Source organism: Massilia eurypsychrophila, from assembly GCF_002760655.1.
GTDB lineage: Bacteria > Pseudomonadota > Gammaproteobacteria > Burkholderiales > Burkholderiaceae_D > JAFCUW01.
In genome coordinates this window covers 150,310-168,649 of the sequence record NZ_PDOC01000006.1, presented here as the reverse complement: position 1 = coordinate 168,649, position 18,340 = coordinate 150,310, and the positions used below count along the sequence as shown (strand labels likewise).

19 protein-coding genes are annotated in these 18,340 nt (G+C 63.7%); 11 read left to right on the top strand and 8 right to left on the bottom strand.

Translation table 11 applies throughout. The annotated features are described in order from the left end of the window. Positions 1 to 44: 44 nt before the first annotated feature. Positions 45 to 2,927: a sensor domain-containing protein gene (locus tag CR105_RS12495; RefSeq protein ID WP_099788783.1), complete on the top strand. Its 2,883-nt coding sequence runs from the start codon at positions 45 to 47 to the stop codon at positions 2,925 to 2,927. A gap of 82 nt (positions 2,928 to 3,009) precedes the next feature. Then, the gene (locus CR105_RS28330; protein ID WP_180288168.1) at positions 3,010 to 3,153 is read left to right on the top strand and encodes a hypothetical protein; all 144 of its coding nucleotides are present in this window, start codon (positions 3,010 to 3,012) and stop codon (positions 3,151 to 3,153) included. Between the two features lie 170 nt (positions 3,154 to 3,323). Here the strand turns inward: CR105_RS28330 and xth are convergent, their stop codons facing one another. After that, positions 3,324 to 4,088, bottom strand: coding sequence for an exodeoxyribonuclease III (gene xth / locus CR105_RS12490; protein ID WP_099788782.1), 765 nt, complete (start codon positions 4,086 to 4,088; stop codon positions 3,324 to 3,326). Between the two features lie 476 nt (positions 4,089 to 4,564). Between xth and CR105_RS12485 the strand changes: the two genes are divergently transcribed. From CR105_RS12485 to CR105_RS12470, 4 genes are read left to right on the top strand one after another with little or no spacing between them, the layout of a single operon-like run. Beyond that, a complete protein-coding gene (locus CR105_RS12485; RefSeq protein WP_099788781.1) occupies positions 4,565 to 4,957 on the top strand; it encodes a phiTE_015 family protein in 393 nt (130 codons plus the stop codon). Beyond that, entirely contained in the window at positions 4,957 to 5,145 is a 189-nt protein-coding gene (locus CR105_RS12480; RefSeq protein WP_099788780.1) for a DUF1653 domain-containing protein, read from the top strand. Before CR105_RS12485 ends, CR105_RS12480 begins: the two co-directional genes overlap by 1 nt. A gap of 42 nt (positions 5,146 to 5,187) precedes the next feature. Then, positions 5,188 to 5,661 carry a CreA family protein gene (locus tag CR105_RS12475; RefSeq protein ID WP_099788779.1) on the top strand — a complete coding sequence of 158 codons (474 nt, stop codon included), beginning with the start codon at positions 5,188 to 5,190 and terminating at the stop codon, positions 5,659 to 5,661. 59 nt (positions 5,662 to 5,720) lie between these two features. Further along, positions 5,721 to 6,176 (top strand): hypothetical protein, encoded by a 456-nt coding sequence (locus CR105_RS12470; protein ID WP_229413909.1) that lies wholly within the window; start codon positions 5,721 to 5,723, stop codon positions 6,174 to 6,176. Positions 6,177 to 6,234: 58 nt separating this feature from the next. Here CR105_RS12470 and CR105_RS12465 read toward each other — a convergent pair whose 3' ends face one another. Next, positions 6,235 to 7,731, bottom strand: a complete 1,497-nt coding sequence (locus CR105_RS12465; protein WP_099788777.1) for a leucyl aminopeptidase — start codon at positions 7,729 to 7,731, stop codon at positions 6,235 to 6,237. A 57-nt stretch (positions 7,732 to 7,788) separates the two neighbouring features. Here CR105_RS12465 and lptF point away from each other — a divergent pair, with 57 nt between their 5' ends. From lptF to CR105_RS12450, 3 genes are read left to right on the top strand one after another with little or no spacing between them, the layout of a single operon-like run. Then, complete coding sequence (gene lptF / locus CR105_RS12460; RefSeq protein ID WP_099788776.1) at positions 7,789 to 8,922, top strand: LPS export ABC transporter permease LptF; 1,134 nt, start codon at positions 7,789 to 7,791, stop codon at positions 8,920 to 8,922. Beyond that, positions 8,919 to 10,106 carry an LPS export ABC transporter permease LptG gene (lptG, locus tag CR105_RS12455; RefSeq protein WP_099788775.1) on the top strand — a complete coding sequence of 396 codons (1,188 nt, stop codon included), beginning with the start codon at positions 8,919 to 8,921 and terminating at the stop codon, positions 10,104 to 10,106. Before lptF ends, lptG begins: the two co-directional genes overlap by 4 nt. Then, positions 10,106 to 10,471 (top strand): sirohydrochlorin chelatase, encoded by a 366-nt coding sequence (locus tag CR105_RS12450; RefSeq protein WP_099788774.1) that lies wholly within the window; start codon positions 10,106 to 10,108, stop codon positions 10,469 to 10,471. Before lptG ends, CR105_RS12450 begins: the two co-directional genes overlap by 1 nt. Before the next feature lie 32 nt (positions 10,472 to 10,503). On the opposite strand, the gene cobA is transcribed toward CR105_RS12450, so the two are convergent. The 6 genes from cobA to CR105_RS12420 are packed head-to-tail and all read right to left on the bottom strand — an operon-like array spanning position 10,504 to position 16,554. Beyond that, positions 10,504 to 11,256: a uroporphyrinogen-III C-methyltransferase gene (gene cobA / locus CR105_RS12445; protein ID WP_099788773.1), complete on the bottom strand. Its 753-nt coding sequence runs from the start codon at positions 11,254 to 11,256 to the stop codon at positions 10,504 to 10,506. A 10-nt stretch (positions 11,257 to 11,266) separates the two neighbouring features. Next, a complete protein-coding gene (locus CR105_RS12440) occupies positions 11,267 to 12,586 on the bottom strand; it encodes a sulfate adenylyltransferase subunit 1 (RefSeq protein ID WP_099788772.1) in 1,320 nt (439 codons plus the stop codon). Beyond that, the gene (gene cysD / locus CR105_RS12435) at positions 12,586 to 13,527 is read right to left on the bottom strand and encodes a sulfate adenylyltransferase subunit CysD (RefSeq protein WP_099788771.1); all 942 of its coding nucleotides are present in this window, start codon (positions 13,525 to 13,527) and stop codon (positions 12,586 to 12,588) included. Before cysD ends, CR105_RS12440 begins: the two co-directional genes overlap by 1 nt. Positions 13,528 to 13,550: 23 nt before the next feature. Then, positions 13,551 to 14,291: a phosphoadenylyl-sulfate reductase gene (locus CR105_RS12430; protein ID WP_099788770.1), complete on the bottom strand. Its 741-nt coding sequence runs from the start codon at positions 14,289 to 14,291 to the stop codon at positions 13,551 to 13,553. 9 nt (positions 14,292 to 14,300) lie between these two features. Then, entirely contained in the window at positions 14,301 to 14,873 is a 573-nt protein-coding gene (locus CR105_RS12425; protein WP_099788769.1) for a DUF934 domain-containing protein, read from the bottom strand. Beyond that, positions 14,866 to 16,554 (bottom strand): nitrite/sulfite reductase, encoded by a 1,689-nt coding sequence (locus tag CR105_RS12420; protein ID WP_099788768.1) that lies wholly within the window; start codon positions 16,552 to 16,554, stop codon positions 14,866 to 14,868. The genes CR105_RS12425 and CR105_RS12420 overlap by 8 nt, the downstream gene beginning before the upstream one ends. A 177-nt stretch (positions 16,555 to 16,731) precedes the next feature. Between CR105_RS12420 and CR105_RS12415 the strand changes: the two genes are divergently transcribed. Both CR105_RS12415 and CR105_RS12410 read left to right on the top strand, forming a co-directional pair. Beyond that, a complete protein-coding gene (locus CR105_RS12415; RefSeq protein WP_099788767.1) occupies positions 16,732 to 17,673 on the top strand; it encodes a CysB family HTH-type transcriptional regulator in 942 nt (313 codons plus the stop codon). 18 nt (positions 17,674 to 17,691) lie between these two features. Then, positions 17,692 to 18,339: a class I SAM-dependent methyltransferase gene (locus CR105_RS12410; protein ID WP_099788766.1), complete on the top strand. Its 648-nt coding sequence runs from the start codon at positions 17,692 to 17,694 to the stop codon at positions 18,337 to 18,339. Position 18,340: the final 1 nt, after the last annotated feature.

Genomic DNA, 18,340 nt, shown 5'->3' with positions numbered 1-18,340 from the left:
CGGTTGAGAGGCCGCGTGCGCACCATTTTGCACGAAGCGGGGACATGGATCGATTACCAACACATCAGCTCACGCTGAGCATGGAAGGCGCGCTGCGGCTGATCGGCGCGCCGGCGTGCGCGGTTGACGGCGCCGGCATTGTCATCGCCGCCAACGCCGAACTTGAAACGCTGCTCGACGCGGCGCTGGCCGGCCGCGCGCTGGCCGACTTCCTCGTGCCGGCCTGCCTGGCCCCTGGCCTGGCGCGGTTGCGCGCCGGCGTCGCCGCGCCGCAGACGTGGGACGCGGTGCTGCTGGTCGGCAGCGAGGAGATCGCGGTGCAGTTGCACGCCAAGCCGCTGGCCGCCGGCGGCCCTGGCTGCACCGTCGTCATCACCGACACGCGCCGCTTCGTGCGCGACCAGGCCGAGCTGCGCCAGACGCTGCTCGAACAGAAGGCCATCCTCGACAACGCCTCGGTCGGCATCCTGTTTAGCAATCGCGGCATGATGATGTCGTGTAACCCGCGCTTCGCCGAGATGTTCGGCTACACGTGCGAAGAGATGACCGGTCAGCCGTCGGTGAGTCTGTTTACGTCGCCGGAAGCATACCGCCGCTTCGGCGAGGACGCCGGTCCGCTGCTTGGCAAGGGCCTGCCGTTCGAACGCGGCGAAATGCAGTTCGTGCGGCGCGACGGCTCGCTGATCTGGTGCCGCGTGCGCGCCAAGGCGGTCGACACCGACCGCAGCCAGGAAGGCACCATCTGGATCCTCGAGGACGTCACCGACGCGCGCCAGACGATGGTCGAGGTGCAGGCGATCATGACGAATGCGTCGGTCAGCATCCTGTTTACCAAGAACCGCCTGATCACGCGCTACAACCGCGGCTTCGCCGAGATGTTCGGCTACGAGGGCGACGAAGGCCTCGGCCTGCCGGGGCGCGCGCTGTACCCCGACGACGCTACTTACGCGGCGGTCGGCGCGGTGGCGTTCCCGCTGCTGTCGGTCGGCAAGCCGTTCCAGACCGAAGTCGAGATGGCGCGCAAGGACGGCTCGGTGATGTGGTCGCAGCTGATCGCCTACGTCGTCAATCCGGCCGACCCGGCCGCCGGCACCATCTTCATCATCGAGGACCGCACCGAGCACAAACGGGCCGAAGAATCGCTGCGCAATACGCTGCTGGAAAACCAGGCGATCCTCGACAGCGCGGTGCTCGGCATTTCGGTGGTGGAGAATGGCTTCAACCTGCGCTGCAACCGCAAGATGGAAGAGCTGTTCGGCTACGCCCCGGGCGAAATGGCGGGGCTGTCGGTGCAGGACCTGTACCCCGACATGCGCGGCTGGGACGAGGCGCGCAGCGAGACCTCGCGCGACTTCCACGCCGGCCGCGTCAGCATGTACGAGTACCAGCTGGTGCGCAAGGACCGCAGCCTGTTCTGGGCGCGCCTGTCGGGGCGGCCGTTCGACCTGGCCGAAGTGACCGGCCGCTCGGTATGGCTGGTCGACGACGTGACGGCGCGCCGCGAGGCGGCCGAATCGGTGCGCCGCGCGCGCGACGAACTGGAAGTGCGGGTGCTCGAGCGCACCGCCGAACTGGCCGGCGCCAACGCGCTGCTCGAGGCCGAGATCGTCGAGCGGCGCCAGGCCGAGGCGCGCGTGCACCACATGGCGTATCACGACAACCTGACCGGGCTGCCGAACCGCGCGCTGCTGGCGGACCGGCTCGACCGCGCCATGATGGCCGCCGAGCGCACCGAGCGCAAACTGGCGGTGATGTTCATCGACCTGGACCGCTTCAAGACGATCAACGATTCGCTCGGCCACCAGACGGGCGACCACTTGCTCAAGGAAGTGGCCGGACGGCTGTGCCGCGCGGTGCGCGCCAGCGACACGGTGGCGCGCCTCGGCGGCGACGAGTTCGTGGTGCTGGTGCCGGGCATTCGCAGCGCCGACGAATGCAACCGCGTGGCCGAAAAAATCATCGACGCGCTGGCCTCGCCGTTCCCGTTCGAAGGGCGATTGCTGCACATCACGCCGTCGATCGGCATCTGCGTCTATCCGGACGATGGCGGCGACGTCGAGACCTTGATGCGCCACGCCGACGCGGCCATGTATCACGCCAAGGCGAGCGGGCGCAACAACCACCAGTTTTTCACCGAGCGCATGAACCAGGCGGCGGCGCTGCACTTCGAACTCGAGAGCAGCTTGCGAGGCGCGCTGGCCAAGGAAGAATTCGAGCTGTTCTACCAGCCGATCATGGACATCGGCACGCGCCAGGTGCACACGATGGAGGTGCTGCTGCGCTGGCGCCGGCCGGAACATGGCCTGATTTTGCCGGACCACTTCATTCCGATCATCGAGGAGAACGGCCTGGTCGTGCCGGTGGGCGAATGGGTGATCCGGCGCGCCTGCGAGCAAAGCATGGCGTGGCAGCAGATGGGATTGCAGCCGGTGCCGCTGGCGGTGAACCTGTCGCCGCGCCAGTTCATGAACCGCGGCCTGATCGATTCGATCCGGCGCATCCTCGACGAGACCGGCATCGACCCGGCGCTGCTCGAGTTCGAGATTACCGAGACGGCGCTGATGCAGCACGGCGAGCAGACGCTCGAGATCCTCGGGCAGATCAATGCGATGGGCATCCGCTTGTCGATCGACGACTTCGGCACCGGCTATTCGAGCCTGGCGTACCTGAAGCGCTTCCCGGTCAGGAAGCTCAAGATCGACCGCGCGTTCATCAAGGACCTGGAAGAGAGCGCCGAAGACCGCGCCATCGTGTGCGCCATCATCGCCCTGTCGAACAGCCTGCAGCTGTCGGTGGTGGCGGAGGGCGTCGAGACCGAAGGCCAGTTCGACATACTGCTGCAAAACGGCTGCCGGTTCGCGCAGGGCTACCTGTTCTCGCAGCCAACCGAAAGCGCCGCGGCGCAGGCGCTGCTGCGGCCCGCGTGAATCCGGATGAATCCCGACACGCGGCGCCTGTTGCCGGTATCTAAGCAGCGTCAACCACGCCGACTCGTCCGCGCGCTTCAACATGCTGTTGGGCAAAGGCGAAGCCGCCGCCCGCCGCGCCTGGATCGAAGACCACGGCAACGAAACCGAAGCCGACATTCAAGCCCCCAAAAAATTGGGGTCAGACCCGTTTAATCGACACCTGATCCTGACGAAGACCGAATAAAAACAGGGTCTGACCCCAATTAATTTACCGCTAGCGGTATCTGCGGCGCGAGGCAAAGGCGGAGATTCAACAACCTAAAAGAATTGGGGTCAGACCCGTTTGTTCGCAGGCGAGAAGTGAGAATGGCCGAATAACAAACGGGTCTGACCCCGAATTGCTCGTGAGCCCGGCTAGTTGAGGGTGGCCACTACCGGCACGTGGTCGGAAGGCTGCTCCCACTTGCGCGGCGCGCGGTCGATGGCGCAGGCGGTGCAGCGCGCCGCCAGTGCGCCGGAGAGCAGGATATGGTCGATGCGCAGCCCGCGGTTGCGGCGAAACGCCAGCTGGCGGTAGTCCCACCAGCTGTACGATTTGTCGGCCTGTTCGAACATGCGGAACGAGTCGACCAGCCCCAGTTCGTTCAGCGCCAGCAGCGCGGCGCGCTCGCGCTCGGAGCAGTGGATCTGGCCTTCCCATTCGGCCGGATCGTGGACGTCGCGGTCGGCCGGCGCGATGTTGTAGTCGCCGAGGATGGCCAGCTGCGGGTGCGCCGCCATTTCGTCGGCCAGCCACTCGCGCAGCGATGCCAGCCATGCCAGCTTGTAGGCATACTTATCCGAATCGACCGCCTGCCCGTTGGGTACATAGGCGCAGATGATGCGCATGCCGTCGATGGTGGCGGCGAGGATGCGCTGCTGCGCGTCCTCGTAGCGCGGGTTGTTGGCGACAACGTCGGTGATCGGCAGCTTCGATAGAATCGCCACGCCGTTGTAGGTCTTCTGGCCGCTGAAGACGACCTGGTAGCCGGCGGCGTTGATGTCGGCGACCGGGAATTTATCGTCCGTCAGCTTGGTCTCCTGCAGGCATAGCACGTCGACCGGGTTGTCGGCTAGCCATTGAAGCAGATGGGGCAGGCGGACTTTGAGTGAATTAACATTCCAGGTGGCGATTTTCATTTTGCTTGTTTGATGAGGTGGGCGCGGCGGGCAGTATTGACGCTGGATGAGATTGACGCAATACCGCGTGCTGCGGCGTGCGAAAACTGCGGCATTAAATCAGGTTAACCACTTGCTTATATCGCTGCAGGAAATAACGGTTGCCAGGAATATTTAATGTGCATACACAAAAAGCGTTGTCACTCTGACTTAGCCGGGCTATAAGTGTAGCAAAGTGTAACAAAATAGAGACAAACCCAGCAAATAACCTATTGTTACTGAGGGGGAATGAATAATTGCTTTATTATAACGATCGGTGTAGTATTGATATATTGACGGTTTGCAATTGAAATACGCGGTTCGTATTTGTTTTTGAGCAAGAGTAACGAGCCCTCGACAGCCAGTGGAATTGACTGTGCCGACAGGTGATACTATTTTGAAATGTTGCAGTTTCAATAGTTTGTGAAATGCGACTACAGCATTTGTGAAGGAAAAAAATGCGCAATGCATTTGAGGCATGGGCACAACGTGACGGACATATCGTCCGCCGCCGTGAGGACAAGCCTGACGAATATCTGGTGTTCGAGACACAGCGCCGTTGGGTAATCTGGCAGGCTGCGCTCGCGCATGGCAAGACCGCGGCGGCAACGCCGAAGTCAAGCACCAAGGCGTCGCCGAAGGAGGTCGCCACCGAGCCGGTGCGCGCGAGCGCGCAGAAGGCGCTGCAAGGCGGCAGCGACGAGGCGGCGATGCGCAATCGCGTACTCAACGAAGTGCTCGACGCTTTCAGCGACCTCGATGACGCCGCCGGTATCGAAGGCGCGCTGAAGGTCATCCAGAGCCTGAAGAAAAAGCAGAAGGCGCTGGCAGAAGACAAAGCCGAGGGCTGATGCATTATCGGCATTACAAGGGCGGTCTGTATGAGCTGGTCTGCATGGCCACGCTCGAATCGGACCTGTCCGAGATGGTTGTCTACCGCGGGGCCGATGGTTCGATCTGGACCCGGCCCAAAGACGTATTTTTTCAGCTGGTCGACGTCGACGGCCAACTGGTGCCGCGCTTCGCGCCGGTCTGCTGACGTTTCTGGCCCAGCGCCATTCTCTCTTTTCCCGGGATTCCTATGCAATTGACCAAAGCAGCTGTTGGCCTGGCTTTGTCCGGCCTGTTCTTTGCCGCGTCGGCTGAAACCGTCGGCTCGGTCGATACCGCCTTCAAGCTGATCGGACCGGATCACAAGGTCGTCGTCGAAGTGTTCGACGACCCGAAAGTGGTGGGCGTGAGCTGCTACCTGTCGCGCGCCAAGACCGGCGGCATCAAGGGCGCCGTCGGCCTGGCCGAAGACACCGCCGACTCCTCGGTGGCGTGCCGCCAGGTCGGCCCGCTGTCCTTCCCCGGCAAGGTGCCGCGCCAGGAGGAAGTGTTCTCCGAACGCGCGTCGATCTTCTTCAAGCACGTGCGGGTCGTGCGAATGGTCGACCCGAAGCGCAATGCGCTGGTCTACCTGACCTATTCCGACCGCCTGATCGACGGCAGCCCGAAGAACAGCGTGACGGCGGTGCCGGTGCCGGCCAACCAGCCGATCCCGCTGAAGTAAATTCATGATTGCCGGGATGGCGCCGTAAACAGGTCAGGATGAATCAACGGACCGCTCTCGTGAACCATAAACTGAAAACCGTCATGCTGGCTTGCGTGGCCGCCGCCGCGCTGCAAGGCTGCGCCACCGTGTTCGACACCAACGAGCAGGAGATCGCGGTCCGCGCGGTGCTCGACCATCGCGAAGTGGGCGGCGTCGGCTGCGTGTTGTCGAACAAGGCGGGCCGCTGGTTCGTCATGGCGCCCGGTCGCGTGACGGTGCGCAAAAGCGTCTACCCGCTGGTTGTCGACTGCAAGAAGGAAGGCGTCGGCGCGGCCAGCGAGACGGTCGACTCTCACTTTGGCATCATCAAGCTGGTAGGAAACTTCGTCGCCAGCGGCGGTTGGGGCTACCTGGTCGACCGCGATTCCGGCGCCGGCTTCGACTACCCCGTGACGCTGACGGTGCTGATGCGCCGCGCCGTGCCCAATACCCAGGATGAGGAGCAGCCCGGCGCCAGTAATCAGGTGTATTGAAATCCAGCGCCCAAAGAAAAGGCCGCCCACAAGGCGGCCTTTTCTTTTGGTGAACCGCTTACTGCGCGCGGTTGATCAGGAAGGTCGACAGCAGCGGCACCGGACGTCCAGTAGCGCCCTTGGCGCCGCCGGACTTCCATGCGGTGCCGGCGATATCGAGGTGCGCCCAGGTGTAGCTGCGGGTGAAGTTCTCGAGGAAGCATGCGGCCGTGACGCTGGCGCCGCCGGGCGAGCCGATGTTGCCGAGATCCGCGAAGTTCGACTTGAGCTGCTCGTTGTAGGCTTCTTCGATCGGCAGGCGCCATGCGGTGTCGCCGGTCTGGCGGCCGGCGTCGAGCAGTTCGCGCGCCAGCGCTTCGTGGGCGTCGTCGCCGCGGGTGAACAGGCCGCTGTTGTGGTGGCCCAGCGCGACGATGCAAGCGCCCGTCAGGGTGGCGATATCGACCACCGCGGCAGGCTTGAAGCGCTCGGCATAGGTCAGCGCGTCGCACAGCACCAGGCGGCCTTCGGCGTCGGTGTTGAGCACTTCGATGGTCAGGCCGTTCATCGAGGTGACGATGTCGCCCGGTTTGGTGGCGCGGCCCGACGGCATGTTTTCGCAGGCGGCGATGACGCCGATCACGTTCAGCTTCAGGTCCATCTCGCCGAGCGCGCGAAAGGTGCCCAGTACCGAGGCGGCGCCGCACATGTCGTACTTCATTTCATCCATGGCCGGACCCGGCTTGATCGAGATGCCGCCGGTGTCGAACGTGATGCCCTTGCCGACCAGGACCACCGGCGCGTCTTTCGATTTGCCGCCCATGTGTTTGAGGACGATGAACTTCGGCGGCTCGTCGCTGCCGTTGGTGACCGACAGGAAGCTGCCCATCTTCAGCGCCTCGAGCTGCTTGCGCTCGAGGACTTCGACGTCGAACTGGTATTCCTTGGCCAGCTTGCGCGCCGTGTTGGCCAGGTAGGTCGGGGTGCAGACGTTGGCCGACAGGTTGCCCAGTTCCTTGGTCAGGTCCATGCCGTTGGCGATCGCTTCGGCCTGCGCCAGCGCGGTCTTGGCGCGGCTGTCGGCGCTCGCGACGGCCAGGGTGACCTTGCGCACGCCGGTCGGCGCCGGATCTTTTTTGCTCTTCTGGCCGTCGGTGCGGAAAACGCTCTCGTGGGCGGCGCAGACGATGGCGCGCAGACCCCAGCCGAGGTCACGCTCTTTCACATCTGTCAGCGGGAGTGCGATAATGGCATCCGCGGCGCCGAGTTGGGTGAAGGCCTTCAGCGTGGCGCCGACGGCCGAGGTGAAGCTCTTCTCGCTGATCGTTTCGTCGGCGCCCATACCGACCAGCAGCACGCGCTCGGCGCCGCCGCCGCTGCGGCGCAGCAGCAAGGTGGTGCCTGGCTTGCCGGTGATGTCGCCGGATTTGAGCGCGGCGCTGATGTCGCCATCTTGATCGAGGGCCTTGGCCGCTTGCGACAGTTTTTTGTTTTCAAATACCGCAACGGCGATGCAGCCCGATTTGGCCGCCGCGATGGGGTTTTTTGTGTCGAATGCTTTTATGCTAAAGTCCATTTGATTCTCCGTTTCGTTTGAGACGCGCACTGCCTAACCTGTGATTATAACTTTCGAATGATCTTCCAACGCGCTCTCCGACGAGAACTGGCCAGTTCCGCCGGCGCCACCTTCACGGTGCTGTTCTCGATCCTCGTCACCTGGACGCTCATATCCATCCTGGGCAAAGCGGCCGGCGGCAAAGTCGCCTCGGGCGACGTCATCGCGCTGATCGTCTTCGCAGTGCTGAATTATCTGCCAACTATCCTGATCCTCACCAGCTTTATTTCGGTTTTGATGGTCGTCACGCGCAGCTACCGCGATTCGGAGATGGTGGTCTGGTTTGCGTCCGGCCAGTCGCTGATGCGCTGGGTCTACCCGGTGCTCACGTTCGGCCTGCCGCTGGTGGTGCTGACGGCCGCCCTGAGCTTGTTCGCCACGCCGTGGGCGAAAATGAAAAGCACCGAATTTGTCGAGCGCTTCGAAAAGCGCGAGGACCTGAAAAAAGTCTCGCCCGGCCAGTTCAAGGAATCGACCGGCTCGAACCGCGTGTTCTTCGTCGAAGGTGCCGCCGCCGGCTCGAACGCGGTGCAGAACGTGTTTGTCAATACGATCGAAAAAGATGGCAACACCGTGGTGGTGGCGAAAGAGGGCGTGATCGAATCCGACGGCAAGGGCGGCCAGTTCCTGGTGCTCAAGAACGGGCGCCGCTACCAGGGCGTGCCTGGCCAGGCCGATTTCCAGTCGATGGAATTCGAGCGCTACAGCATGCGCGTGACAACCAAGGTGCCGGTGCTCGGCCAGAATGTACCGTTCGGCAGCATGTCGACGGCGGCGCTGCTGGTCGAGCCGAACCGCTACATGCTGGCCGAACTGCTGTGGCGGATCGCCTCGCCGATCATGTGCGTGCTGCTGATGCTGCTGGCCATTCCACTCGGCTTCGTCAATCCGCGCGCCGGCAGTTCGGTCAACCTGATGCTGGCCATGCTGATCTTTATCACCTACTCCAACCTGATCAAGGTGTCGGAGGCCAGCGTCGCGCAGGGCAAGGCGAGCTTCAGCGCCGCCTGGTGGCCGCTGCACCTGCTGGTCGCGCTCAGCGTGCTGGCGCTGTTTGCCTGGCGCCTGAACGTCAACCACCGCTACCATCCGCTGGTGCTGCTGAACGCGATCAAGCATCGCCGCAACCCGCGCGAGGCGATCGCCAAATGAAGATCCTCCAACGTTATTTTGCGGTCAGCATCATGCAGGCCGTGTTCTTCGTGCTGGTGGCGCTGCTGGCCCTGACGGCGTTCATGGACCTGACGGGCGAACTCGGTTCGGTCGGGCAGGGCGGCTACATGATCCAGCACGCCTTCCTGTACGTGCTGATGCTGCTGCCTGGCCACGTGTACGAGGTGATGCCGATGGCGGCGCTGATCGGCACCATCTTCACGATGGCGCAGTTTGCCGCCAGCTCCGAATTTACCATCATGCGCGCGTCGAGCATGTCGACGCGCAGGGCCGCGTGGATGCTGTTCAAGATCGGCATCGTGTTCGTGCTGATCACCTTCGTGTTCGGCGAGCTCATAACGCCGCGCACGGCGCCGCTGGCCGAAAAGCTCAAGCTGTCGGCCAAGGGCGCGGCGGTGTCGCAGGAATTTCGCTCGGGGATGTGGACCAAGGATGTGGTGCGCAGCGACGGCATGAAGGGCACGGTGACCGGCTCGCGCTTTTTCAACGTGCGCCAGTTCCGCACCGACGGCCAGCTGATCGACGTCAAGCTGTACGAGTTCGACTCCAGCTTTCGCATGCGCTCGCTGATCACCGCGGCCACCGCCACGTTCGAGGGGAGTAACACCTGGCGCCTGGCCGAGGTCACCGAGACGCTGTTTTCGAACAGCAGCGCGCTGCCGCCGCCGGATGCGCAGGGCGCAAAGGGCGCAAGCTACCAGAGCATGTTCACCAGCCAGGAAACCAGCGCGGTATCGACCAGGAAGCTGCCGAGCATGAAGCTGATCTCGGAGATCACGCCGAAGATCCTGTCGGTGTCGTCGGCCGACCCGGAGCGCATGTCGGCCAACGAGTTGGCGGTCTACACGCGCCACCTGGCCGAGAACAAGCAGGAGACGGACCGCTTCAAGATCGCCTTCTGGAAGAAGCTGATCGACCCGCTGGCCATTTTCGTGCTGATGGCGATGGCGCTGCCGTTCGCCTACCTGCAGTCGCGCAGCGGCGGCATCAGCCTGAAGATTTTCATCGGCATCATGATCGGAGTGAGCTTCATGTTGATCAACACGCTGTTCTCGCATCTGGGCCTGCTCAGTACCTGGCCGCCCTTCGTCACCGCGGTGGCGCCAAGCCTGCTGTTCCTGATGCTGGCACTGGGGGCGCTGTGGTGGGTGGAGCGACACTGATGGGCCGCGCACTCATCCTGTTTGCGCACGGCGCTCGCGCCGCGTCGTGGGCGGCGCCGTTCGAACGGCTGCGCGACCTGACCGCGGCGCGCTTGCCGGACGTGCCGGTGTCGCTGGCGTTCCTGGAATTGATGGAGCCGCGCCTGCCGGCCGAGGTGGCGCGGCTGGCCGCGCAGCGTATCGACGAGATCACGGTGGTGCCGGTGTTCCTGGGCCAGGGCGGGCACCTGCTGCGCGACCTGCCGCTGCTGGTCGACCAGTTGCGGCTCGATCATCCGGGCGTGACGATCAAGGTGGCCGGCGCGGTCGGGGAAGATCCGGCGGTGCTGGCGGCGATGACGGATTATTGTGTCGGGTCGCTCTAGCTAGCGTCGCAGGCGCTTGCTGTCGGACCGTCTCAGGCGGTCAGGCGTACTGCTTCTTCTTCGGTGTCGGACTGCTGATGCTCGCGCATTTGCAGGGCGTCGCCCAGCATGACCAGGACCGGGCCGCGCGCTTCGCCCAAGCCGCGCGCCAGGGTCGCCAAAGTCAGGCGCGAGATGCGCTGGTCGGCACGGCTGCAGTTTTCAATCACCACCACCGGCGTGTCCGGGCGCCAGCCCTGGTCGAGCATGCGCTGCGCCGTGACGATCGCCTCGCGCCCGCCCATGTACTGCACCAGCGTGTCGGTGTCGGGCACCTTGACCTGGTCGGCATGTTCCGGCGCGGTGCTGGACGTGAAGAAGGCAACGCTGCGCGAGACGCCACGCTTGGTCAGCGGCTGCTTGGTCGCCGCCGCCGCCGCCAGCGCGGTGGTGATGCCAGGGACGACTTCGACCTCGACGCCGGCGCCTTCCAACGCGCGCAGCTCTTCGTCGGCGCGGCCGAACAGCATCGGGTCGCCGCCCTTGAGCCGCACCACCAGCGCATATTTCTTGGCGCAATCGAGCATCTGCTTGTTGATGAATGCCTGCGCGGTCGACAGCTTGCCGCAGCGTTTGCCGACCGCGACCTTCACCGCCTGCGGGCACAACTCGAGCATCTCGGGCGTCACCAGCGCGTCGTGCAGCACCACGTCGGCAAGCGCCAGCAGGCGCGCACCGCGCAGCGTGATGAGGTCCTGGGCGCCGGGGCCTGCGCCGATCAGATAGACTTTGCCGAGTGCTTTCATGCTGTGCTCCTTAAGCGTCGAGACGGATCATGCCGGCTGCGACCGTCTGGTGCGTCACTTCGTCGATCAGGATGAAGGCGCCGGTGGCGCGGATGTCGTCGTAGGCGTCGGCCGCCAGCGGCTGCTGCACCGTCAGGCCGATGCGGGCGATGTCGTTCAGTTTAAGCCCTTCGGCCGGATGGCGCTGCTGGGTGTTAATGTCCAGTAGCGTGTCGACTTTCGTGACCTTGGCAGCGGTCTGGCGGGTGCCGTGCTTGATCCAGTACTTGCGGCGCACGTCGAGCGGCTCGTCCGACATCCAGCAGACGTCGGCCACCACGTTCTTGAGCAGGGTGGCCGGCTGCGCGGCGCCGGCCAGCAGGTCGCCGCGCGAGATGTCGAGGTGTTCGCCCAGCAGCAGGGTGATCGACTGGCCGACCACCGCCGAAGCGTGCGAGCCTTCCAGGGTCAGGATGTCCTTGACCGTCGCTACTTTGCCGGACGGCTGCACCACCAGCTTGTCGCCGACGCTGACCATGCCCGCTTCGATGCGGCCCATGTAGCCGCGGAAGTCGTCCGCCTCGTGGCCGTTGTGGCGCGCCACCAGCTGGACCGGGAAGCGGAACGGCGCATGGTGCGATTCGTCGTACACCGACAGCGATTCGAGCAGCTCGATCAGGGTCGGGCCCTGGTACCAGGCCATCTTCTCGCTCGGCGCCACCACGTTGTCGCCGGACAGGGCGGACAGCGGGATCGGCGTGATGTCCTTCAGTCCCAGCGTGGCGGCGAACTCGCGGTAAGCCTTGACGATGCGGTCGTAGACTTGCTGGTCGTAGTCGACCAGGTCCATCTTGTTGACGGCAACGACGATGTGTTCGATCTTGAGCAGGTGGGCGATGGTCGAGTGGCGCTTGGTCTGGATCAGCAGGTCGACACCGCCGTCCTCGCGCAGCTTGACCTTGGAAACGTCGACCAGGATGATCACCGCGTCCGCGGTCGAGGCGCCGGTCACCATGTTGCGGGTGTATTGCTCGTGGCCCGGCGTGTCGGCGATGATGAACTTGCGCTTGGGCGTGGCGAAGTAGCGGTAGGCGACGTCGATGGTGATGCCCTGTTCGCGTTCGGCTTCGAGGCCGTCGGTCAGCAGCGACAGGTCGACGGCGTCGCCGACGGTGCGCTTGTGCTTCGAGCGCGACATCGCGTCGAGCTGGTCGGCGAAGATGCCTTTGCTGTCGAACAGCAGGCGGCCGATCAAGGTGCTCTTGCCGTCGTCTACCGAGCCGGCAGTAATGAAGCGCAGCAGGCCGCGTTCAGTGAGTTTTTCAGAGGTGGTGTCAATGCGGGCGTTCATCAGAAGTATCCTGCTTTCTTGCGTTTTTCCATCGATGCTTCGGAAGTCTGGTCGTCCATCCGGGTGGCGCCGCGTTCGGTGATCTGCGTGATGGCCGTTTCGGCGATGATCGCTTCAACAGTCGACGCGGTCGACGACACCGGGCAGGTGCAGGAGATGTCGCCGACGGTGCGAAAGCGCACGACCTGGGTCTCGACGGTTTCGCCGTCGCGCGCCGGCGTCAGGTCGGTCAGCGGCACCAAGAGGCCGTTGCGCGCAATGACCTGGCGCTCGTGCGCAAAGTAGATCGGCGGCAGTTCGAGCTTTTCGCGCTGGATGTAGAGCCACACATCGAGCTCGGTCCAGTTCGAGATCGGGAACACGCGCATGTTCTCGCCCGGGTGAACGCGCGTGTTATACAGGTCCCAGAGTTCCGGGCGCTGGGCCTTCGGATCCCACTGGCCGAATTCGTCGCGGAAGGAGAAGATGCGCTCCTTGGCGCGCGCCTTTTCTTCATCGCGCCGCGCGCCGCCGATGCAGGCGTCGAACTTGTATTCGGCGATGGTCTCGAGCAGGGTCACCGCCTGCGCCGCGTTGCGCGAGTCGGTGGCGGGATTGCGCAGCCGTACGGTGCCGCGCTTGATCGAGTCTTCGACCGAGCCGACGATGAGGCGCTCGCCAAGTTCGGCGGCGCGCTTGTCGCGGAAGGCGATCACTTCGTCGAAATTGTGGCCGGTATCGATGTGCACCAGCGGGAACGGGAATTTACCGGGGCGGAAGGCCTTTTCGGCCAGGCGCAGCAGCACCACCGAGTCTTTCCCGCCCGAGAACAGCAGGGCAGGGTTGGCGCATTCGGCCGCGACTTCGCGCATGATGTGGATCGCTTCGGATTCGAGCGTGTCGAGGTGGCGCGCGTTCATCACGTCGGAGAGCGAGGGCAGGGAGTCGGTAAGTGTGTTCATTGGCGATGCCTTGTGGTGGTGGCTTACGCTGCCACGGATTTAATGCGAATCAGTTTGCCGTCGACCATGTGCAGGCCGCATTCCTTGGAGTCGGGGTTTTCCCACCACCAGCGGCCGGCGCGCACGTCTTCGCCGGGCTGTACGGCGCGGGTGCACGGGGCGCAGCCGATCGACGGGAAGCCCTGGTCGTGCAGCGCGTTGTACGGCACCTGGTTGTCGCGCAGGTACTGCCAGACGTCGTCCTCCGACCAGTCGGCCAGTGGATTGAACTTGGTCATGCCGTGCGCGGCGTCGATCTCTTCGATGGCCAGTTCGGCGCGCGTGGTCGACTGGGCGCGGCGCTGGCCGGTGACCCAGGCGCGGTTGCCGGCGAGGGCGCGCCCGAGCGGCTCGACCTTGCGGATGCCGCAGCACGAGCGGCGCATCTCGATGCTGTCGTAGAAAGCGTTGATGCCATTGGCGGCGACGTACTGGTCGACCGCCTGCTGGTTCGGGTGGAACAGTGCGATGTCGTAGCCGTAGCGCGCCTTGACGGCATCGACCACGGCCAGCGTTTCCGGGTGCAGGCGCCCGGTATCGAGCGAGAAGATCCCGATCGGCAGGCCGGCTCTTAAAATGAGGTCGGTCAGCACCATGTCTTCGGCGGCCAGGCTGGACGCGAACACGGCGGGCGAGAAGTCGCGCGCGATGCGATCGAGCGTGGCCTGGGTGTCGGCGACGAGCGACGGCAGGCGGTTTGGCAGGCCATTCGTGATGTCATTCATGCGCCGCTCCTAGATGCCGTAGCCGACGTCGGTGTTCTCGACGCGCACGTCGCGCACGGCGCGGCGGTACAGCGGCAGGTCCTGGTCGACCGAGGCCTGGTAGGTTTCGCTGAACACGGTCAGGCCCTTGAGCGCATCGTGGATGTCGCGGTCCGGGCGCGTTGCGTAGGCGTCGAAGCCGACGCGGTGCATCGAGAACAGCTGGTCGCGCAGGACGTCGCCGATGGCGCGCAGTTCGCCCGCATAACGCAGGCGCTTGCGCAGGTTGTAGGCAATCGAGTAGCCGCGGCCATCGGTAAATTTCGGGAAGTCGATGGCGACGACGGCGAAGCGATCAAGTTCGCCCTTGATGACGTCGGCGCTTTCATCGGCACCAATCCAGACGCCGACCGCAGTACGCGCGGCCAGGGCGTCGTGCTGCGCCAGCCACACGGCCAGCGGCACGATGATTTTCCCTTCGGGGACGATAACGACATCTGGCGAGTCGGCGCCGGAGGGATCCTCCGGCTCCAGGCGCAGCACGCTCCAGTCGTCGGCGACGACTTCACGGCCCTTGATGATCTGGCTGTGGGATTCAAGCATAGTGGTCTTCTCCAACCAGGTTGCCGGCCACGATAGGGGTGGCGTAGACGTGTTCCTTGAAAGGCGCGATGCCGAGGCGCTGCGCGGTGTCCACAAAATGTTCGCCTTCGATCCGGTTGCGCACGTAGACCTGCAGCAGGCGGTCGATCACCTCGGGCATTTGCAGCGCCGAGAACGACGGCCCGATGATCTTGCCGATGGCCGGCGCATTGCCCTGCGCGCCGCCGATCGACACCTGGTACCACTCGGCGCCGTCCTTGTCGACACCGAGCACGCCGATCGAGCCGACGTGGTGGTGACCGCAGGCGTTGATGCAGCCGGAGATATTGAGTTCGATCTCGCCGATGTCGTGCTGGAAGTCGAGGTTGTCGAAGCGCTCGGCGATGGCCGCGGCGATCGGCAGCGACTTGGCGTTGGCCAGCGAGCAGAAGTCGCCGCCGGGGCAGCAGATCATGTCGGTCAGGAGGCCGATGTTGGGCGTGGCCAGGCCACGCGCCTTGATTTCGGTCCACAGGGCGAACAGGCGCGATTGCTCGACGTCGGCGAGCACGATGTTCTGCTCGTGGGTGACGCGCAGTTCGCCGAAGCTGTAGCGGTCGGCCAGGTCGGCCATGAAATCCATCTGCTCGGCGGTGGCGTCGCCGGGCGGCACGCCGGTTTTTTTCAGCGACAGGATGACCGACGCGTAACCCGGCATCTTGTGCGGGTGGATGTTGCGCGCCAGCCAGTTGGCGAATGGCTTGCTGTCTTCGTGGCCGGCGGCCGGGTCGACGTCAGGCAGCGACGCGTAGGCAGGCGCCGTGAAGTAGGCGGAGACGCGCGCCAGTTCTTCAGCGGTGAGGGTCTCTTCGTTGTCCTTCAGGTCGGCCCATTCGGCTTCGACCTGGCGGGTGAATTCTTCGACGCCGAGGGCCTTGAGCAGGATCTTGATGCGCGCCTTGTACTTGTTGTCGCGCCGGCCGTACAGGTTATAGACGCGCATGACCGCTTCGGTGTAGGTCAGCATGTGCTGCCACGGCAGGAAGTCGCGGATCACGCTGCCGAGGATCGGCGTGCGGCCCATGCCGCCGCCGGCCATGAACTTGAAGCCGACTTCGCCGGCCTCATTGCGCACCATCGTCAGGCCGATGTCGTGCACGGCGATGGCGGCGCGGTCTTTCTCGGCGCCGTTGATGGCGACCTTGAACTTGCGCGGCAATGCGATGAATTCGGGGTGGAAGGTGCTCCACTGGCGCAAGATCTCGGCGAACGGGCGCGGATCGATGATTTCATCGAAGGCGACGCCGGCGAACGGATCGGAGGTGGTGTTGCGGATGCAGTTGCCGGACGTCTGGATCGCGTGCATTTCGACCGAGGCGAGCTCGGTGAGGATGTCGGGCGTCTGTTCGAGCTCGATCCAGTTGAACTGGATGTTCTGGCGCGTGGTGAAGTGGCCGTAGCCGCGGTCGTACTTGCGGGCGATGTGGCCGAACATGCGCATCTGCTTCGATGCCAGCAGGCCGTATGGCACCGCGATGCGCAGCATGTAGGCGTGGCGCTGCATGTACAGGCCGTTTTGCAGGCGCAGCGGCAGAAATTCGTTTTCGCTCAGTTCGTCGCTGAGGCGGCGCTGCACCTGGTCGCGGTACTGGGCGATACGCTCGCGGACGATGAGATGGTCGTACTGGTCATAGCGGTACATATGATCGGTTCCTAAAAGGCGCTTGGAGCCCCAAACTAGTCCCTATGGTATTAAACTCTGCCTTTATTCCAAACTACTGAGTATTTATTTGCTTATATTCGTATCCGGCATAAGCATTCTTATAAAATGCGCTTGTTGCGTGCTGTTGCATGCAGAAAATTATCTAAAGAACACCCAATGAACCTCCACCAACTGCGCTTCGTGCGCGAAGCGGTACGCCAGAATTACAACCTGACCGACGCGGCCAAGGCCTTGTTCACGTCGCAGCCGGGCGTGTCCAAGGCCATTATTGAGCTGGAGGAAGAACTCGGTGTTGATATTTTTACAAGGCACGGCAAGCGTATCCGCGGGCTGACCGAGCCGGGCCGCCTGGTGCTCCAGTCGGTCGAGCTGATCATGCAGGAGATCGAAAGCCTCAAGCGCATCGGCAAGGAATACGCGGCGCAGGACAGCGGCAGCTTCACCATTGCCACTACGCACACCCAGGCGCGCTACATCCTGCCGAAGGTGGTGCAGGCGTTCATGCTGCGCTATCCGAAGGTACGCTTGTCTTTGTTGCAAGGAAATCCGCGCCAGATCGCCGAGATGGTCAAGGGCGACCAGGCCGACCTGGCGATCGCCACCGAATCGATCGCCGGCATCGATGGGCTGATCACGTTGCCGTGCTACCAATGGGAGCACGTCGTCGTGGTGCCGCCCGACCATCCGCTGCTGCGCTCGAAAGCGGTGTCGCTGGAAGAAATCGCCACGTATCCGCTGATCACGTACGACACCGCCTTTGCAGGGCGCAGCAAGATCGACCACGCGTTCGGCCTGCGCGCGCTGAAACCGGACGTGCTGCTCGAGGCGATCGACGCCGACGTCATCAAGACTTATGTCGAACTTGGCATGGGCATTGGTATCATAGCGGGGATGGCGTTCGATCCCGAGCGCGACAAGAACCTGCGCGCAATTCCGGTCGGCCACCTGTTCGGCATGAATGTGTCGCGCGTGGCGGTCAAGCAGGGCGCCTACCTGCGCAGTTATATCTATACCTTCATCGAGCTGCTGGCGCCGACCCTGAACCGCAAAATGGTCGAGTCGGCCATGAGCGGCGCGAAAGAAACCTACGAGCTCTAAAGCATTAATAAGAAAATCATGATTACTGAACAATCCGCACAGTTTTACGCCAAGAGCGCTTCCAGCCATGACCTGGTGTACGACAAGCCCGAACGCCAGGCCGACCTGGCCGCCATGCGCAGCCACGTTGCCGAGGCGCTGCGTGGCCACGTGGTGCTCGAACTTGCCTGCGGCACCGGCTACTGGACCAGCATCATTGCCGACAGTGCCGACTCGGTAGTGGCTACCGACATCAATCCGGAAATGATCGCGCTGGCAAATGCGCGCGTACTGCCGGCCGACAAGGTGCAGTTCCGCGTCGCCGACGCCTGGAACCTGCCGGACGACATCGGCGGCTATACCGCCGTGTTCATCGGCTTCTGGTGGTCGCACGTCAAGCGCGAGCAGCAGGAAAAATTCCTTGCGCACGTGCGCAGCAAGGTCGGCGATGTGGTGCTGGTGCTGCTCGATGATGTGTATGTGGAAGGCAGCAGCGAGACGGTTGCGCGCACCGACCTGGAAGGCAACACCTACCATATCCGCGTGGCGCCCGATGGCGAGCGTTATGAAATTCCGAAGACGTATCCGTCCGACAGCGCGCTGCGCAAGAAGCTGGCGTCGTCGGTGCGCGAGATCCGCATCACGCGGCTCGAATATTACTGGATGCTGACCTGCCGCCTGAAATAGA

What these genes read in the sequence shown, in the direction of transcription:
- CR105_RS12465 (WP_099788777.1), bottom strand. Translation starts at nt 7,731, where the DNA reads ATGGACTTTAGCATAAAAGCATTCGACACAAAAAACCCCATCGCGGCG.
- CR105_RS12485 (WP_099788781.1), top strand. Translation starts at nt 4,565, where the DNA reads ATGCGCAATGCATTTGAGGCATGGGCACAACGTGACGGACATATCGTC.
- CR105_RS12450 (WP_099788774.1), top strand. Translation starts at nt 10,106, where the DNA reads ATGGGCCGCGCACTCATCCTGTTTGCGCACGGCGCTCGCGCCGCGTCG.
- CR105_RS12410 (WP_099788766.1), top strand. Translation starts at nt 17,692, where the DNA reads ATGATTACTGAACAATCCGCACAGTTTTACGCCAAGAGCGCTTCCAGC.
- lptF (WP_099788776.1), top strand. Translation starts at nt 7,789, where the DNA reads ATGATCTTCCAACGCGCTCTCCGACGAGAACTGGCCAGTTCCGCCGGC.
- CR105_RS12480 (WP_099788780.1), top strand. Translation starts at nt 4,957, where the DNA reads ATGCATTATCGGCATTACAAGGGCGGTCTGTATGAGCTGGTCTGCATG.
- xth (WP_099788782.1), bottom strand. Translation starts at nt 4,088, where the DNA reads ATGAAAATCGCCACCTGGAATGTTAATTCACTCAAAGTCCGCCTGCCC.
- CR105_RS12475 (WP_099788779.1), top strand. Translation starts at nt 5,188, where the DNA reads ATGCAATTGACCAAAGCAGCTGTTGGCCTGGCTTTGTCCGGCCTGTTC.
- CR105_RS12420 (WP_099788768.1), bottom strand. Translation starts at nt 16,554, where the DNA reads ATGTACCGCTATGACCAGTACGACCATCTCATCGTCCGCGAGCGTATC.
- CR105_RS12495 (WP_099788783.1), top strand. Translation starts at nt 45, where the DNA reads ATGGATCGATTACCAACACATCAGCTCACGCTGAGCATGGAAGGCGCG.
- CR105_RS28330 (WP_180288168.1), top strand. Translation starts at nt 3,010, where the DNA reads ATGCTGTTGGGCAAAGGCGAAGCCGCCGCCCGCCGCGCCTGGATCGAA.
- cobA (WP_099788773.1), bottom strand. Translation starts at nt 11,256, where the DNA reads ATGAAAGCACTCGGCAAAGTCTATCTGATCGGCGCAGGCCCCGGCGCC.
- CR105_RS12425 (WP_099788769.1), bottom strand. Translation starts at nt 14,873, where the DNA reads ATGCTTGAATCCCACAGCCAGATCATCAAGGGCCGTGAAGTCGTCGCC.
- cysD (WP_099788771.1), bottom strand. Translation starts at nt 13,527, where the DNA reads ATGAACACACTTACCGACTCCCTGCCCTCGCTCTCCGACGTGATGAAC.
- CR105_RS12430 (WP_099788770.1), bottom strand. Translation starts at nt 14,291, where the DNA reads ATGAATGACATCACGAATGGCCTGCCAAACCGCCTGCCGTCGCTCGTC.
- lptG (WP_099788775.1), top strand. Translation starts at nt 8,919, where the DNA reads ATGAAGATCCTCCAACGTTATTTTGCGGTCAGCATCATGCAGGCCGTG.
- CR105_RS12440 (WP_099788772.1), bottom strand. Translation starts at nt 12,586, where the DNA reads ATGAACGCCCGCATTGACACCACCTCTGAAAAACTCACTGAACGCGGC.
- CR105_RS12415 (WP_099788767.1), top strand. Translation starts at nt 16,732, where the DNA reads ATGAACCTCCACCAACTGCGCTTCGTGCGCGAAGCGGTACGCCAGAAT.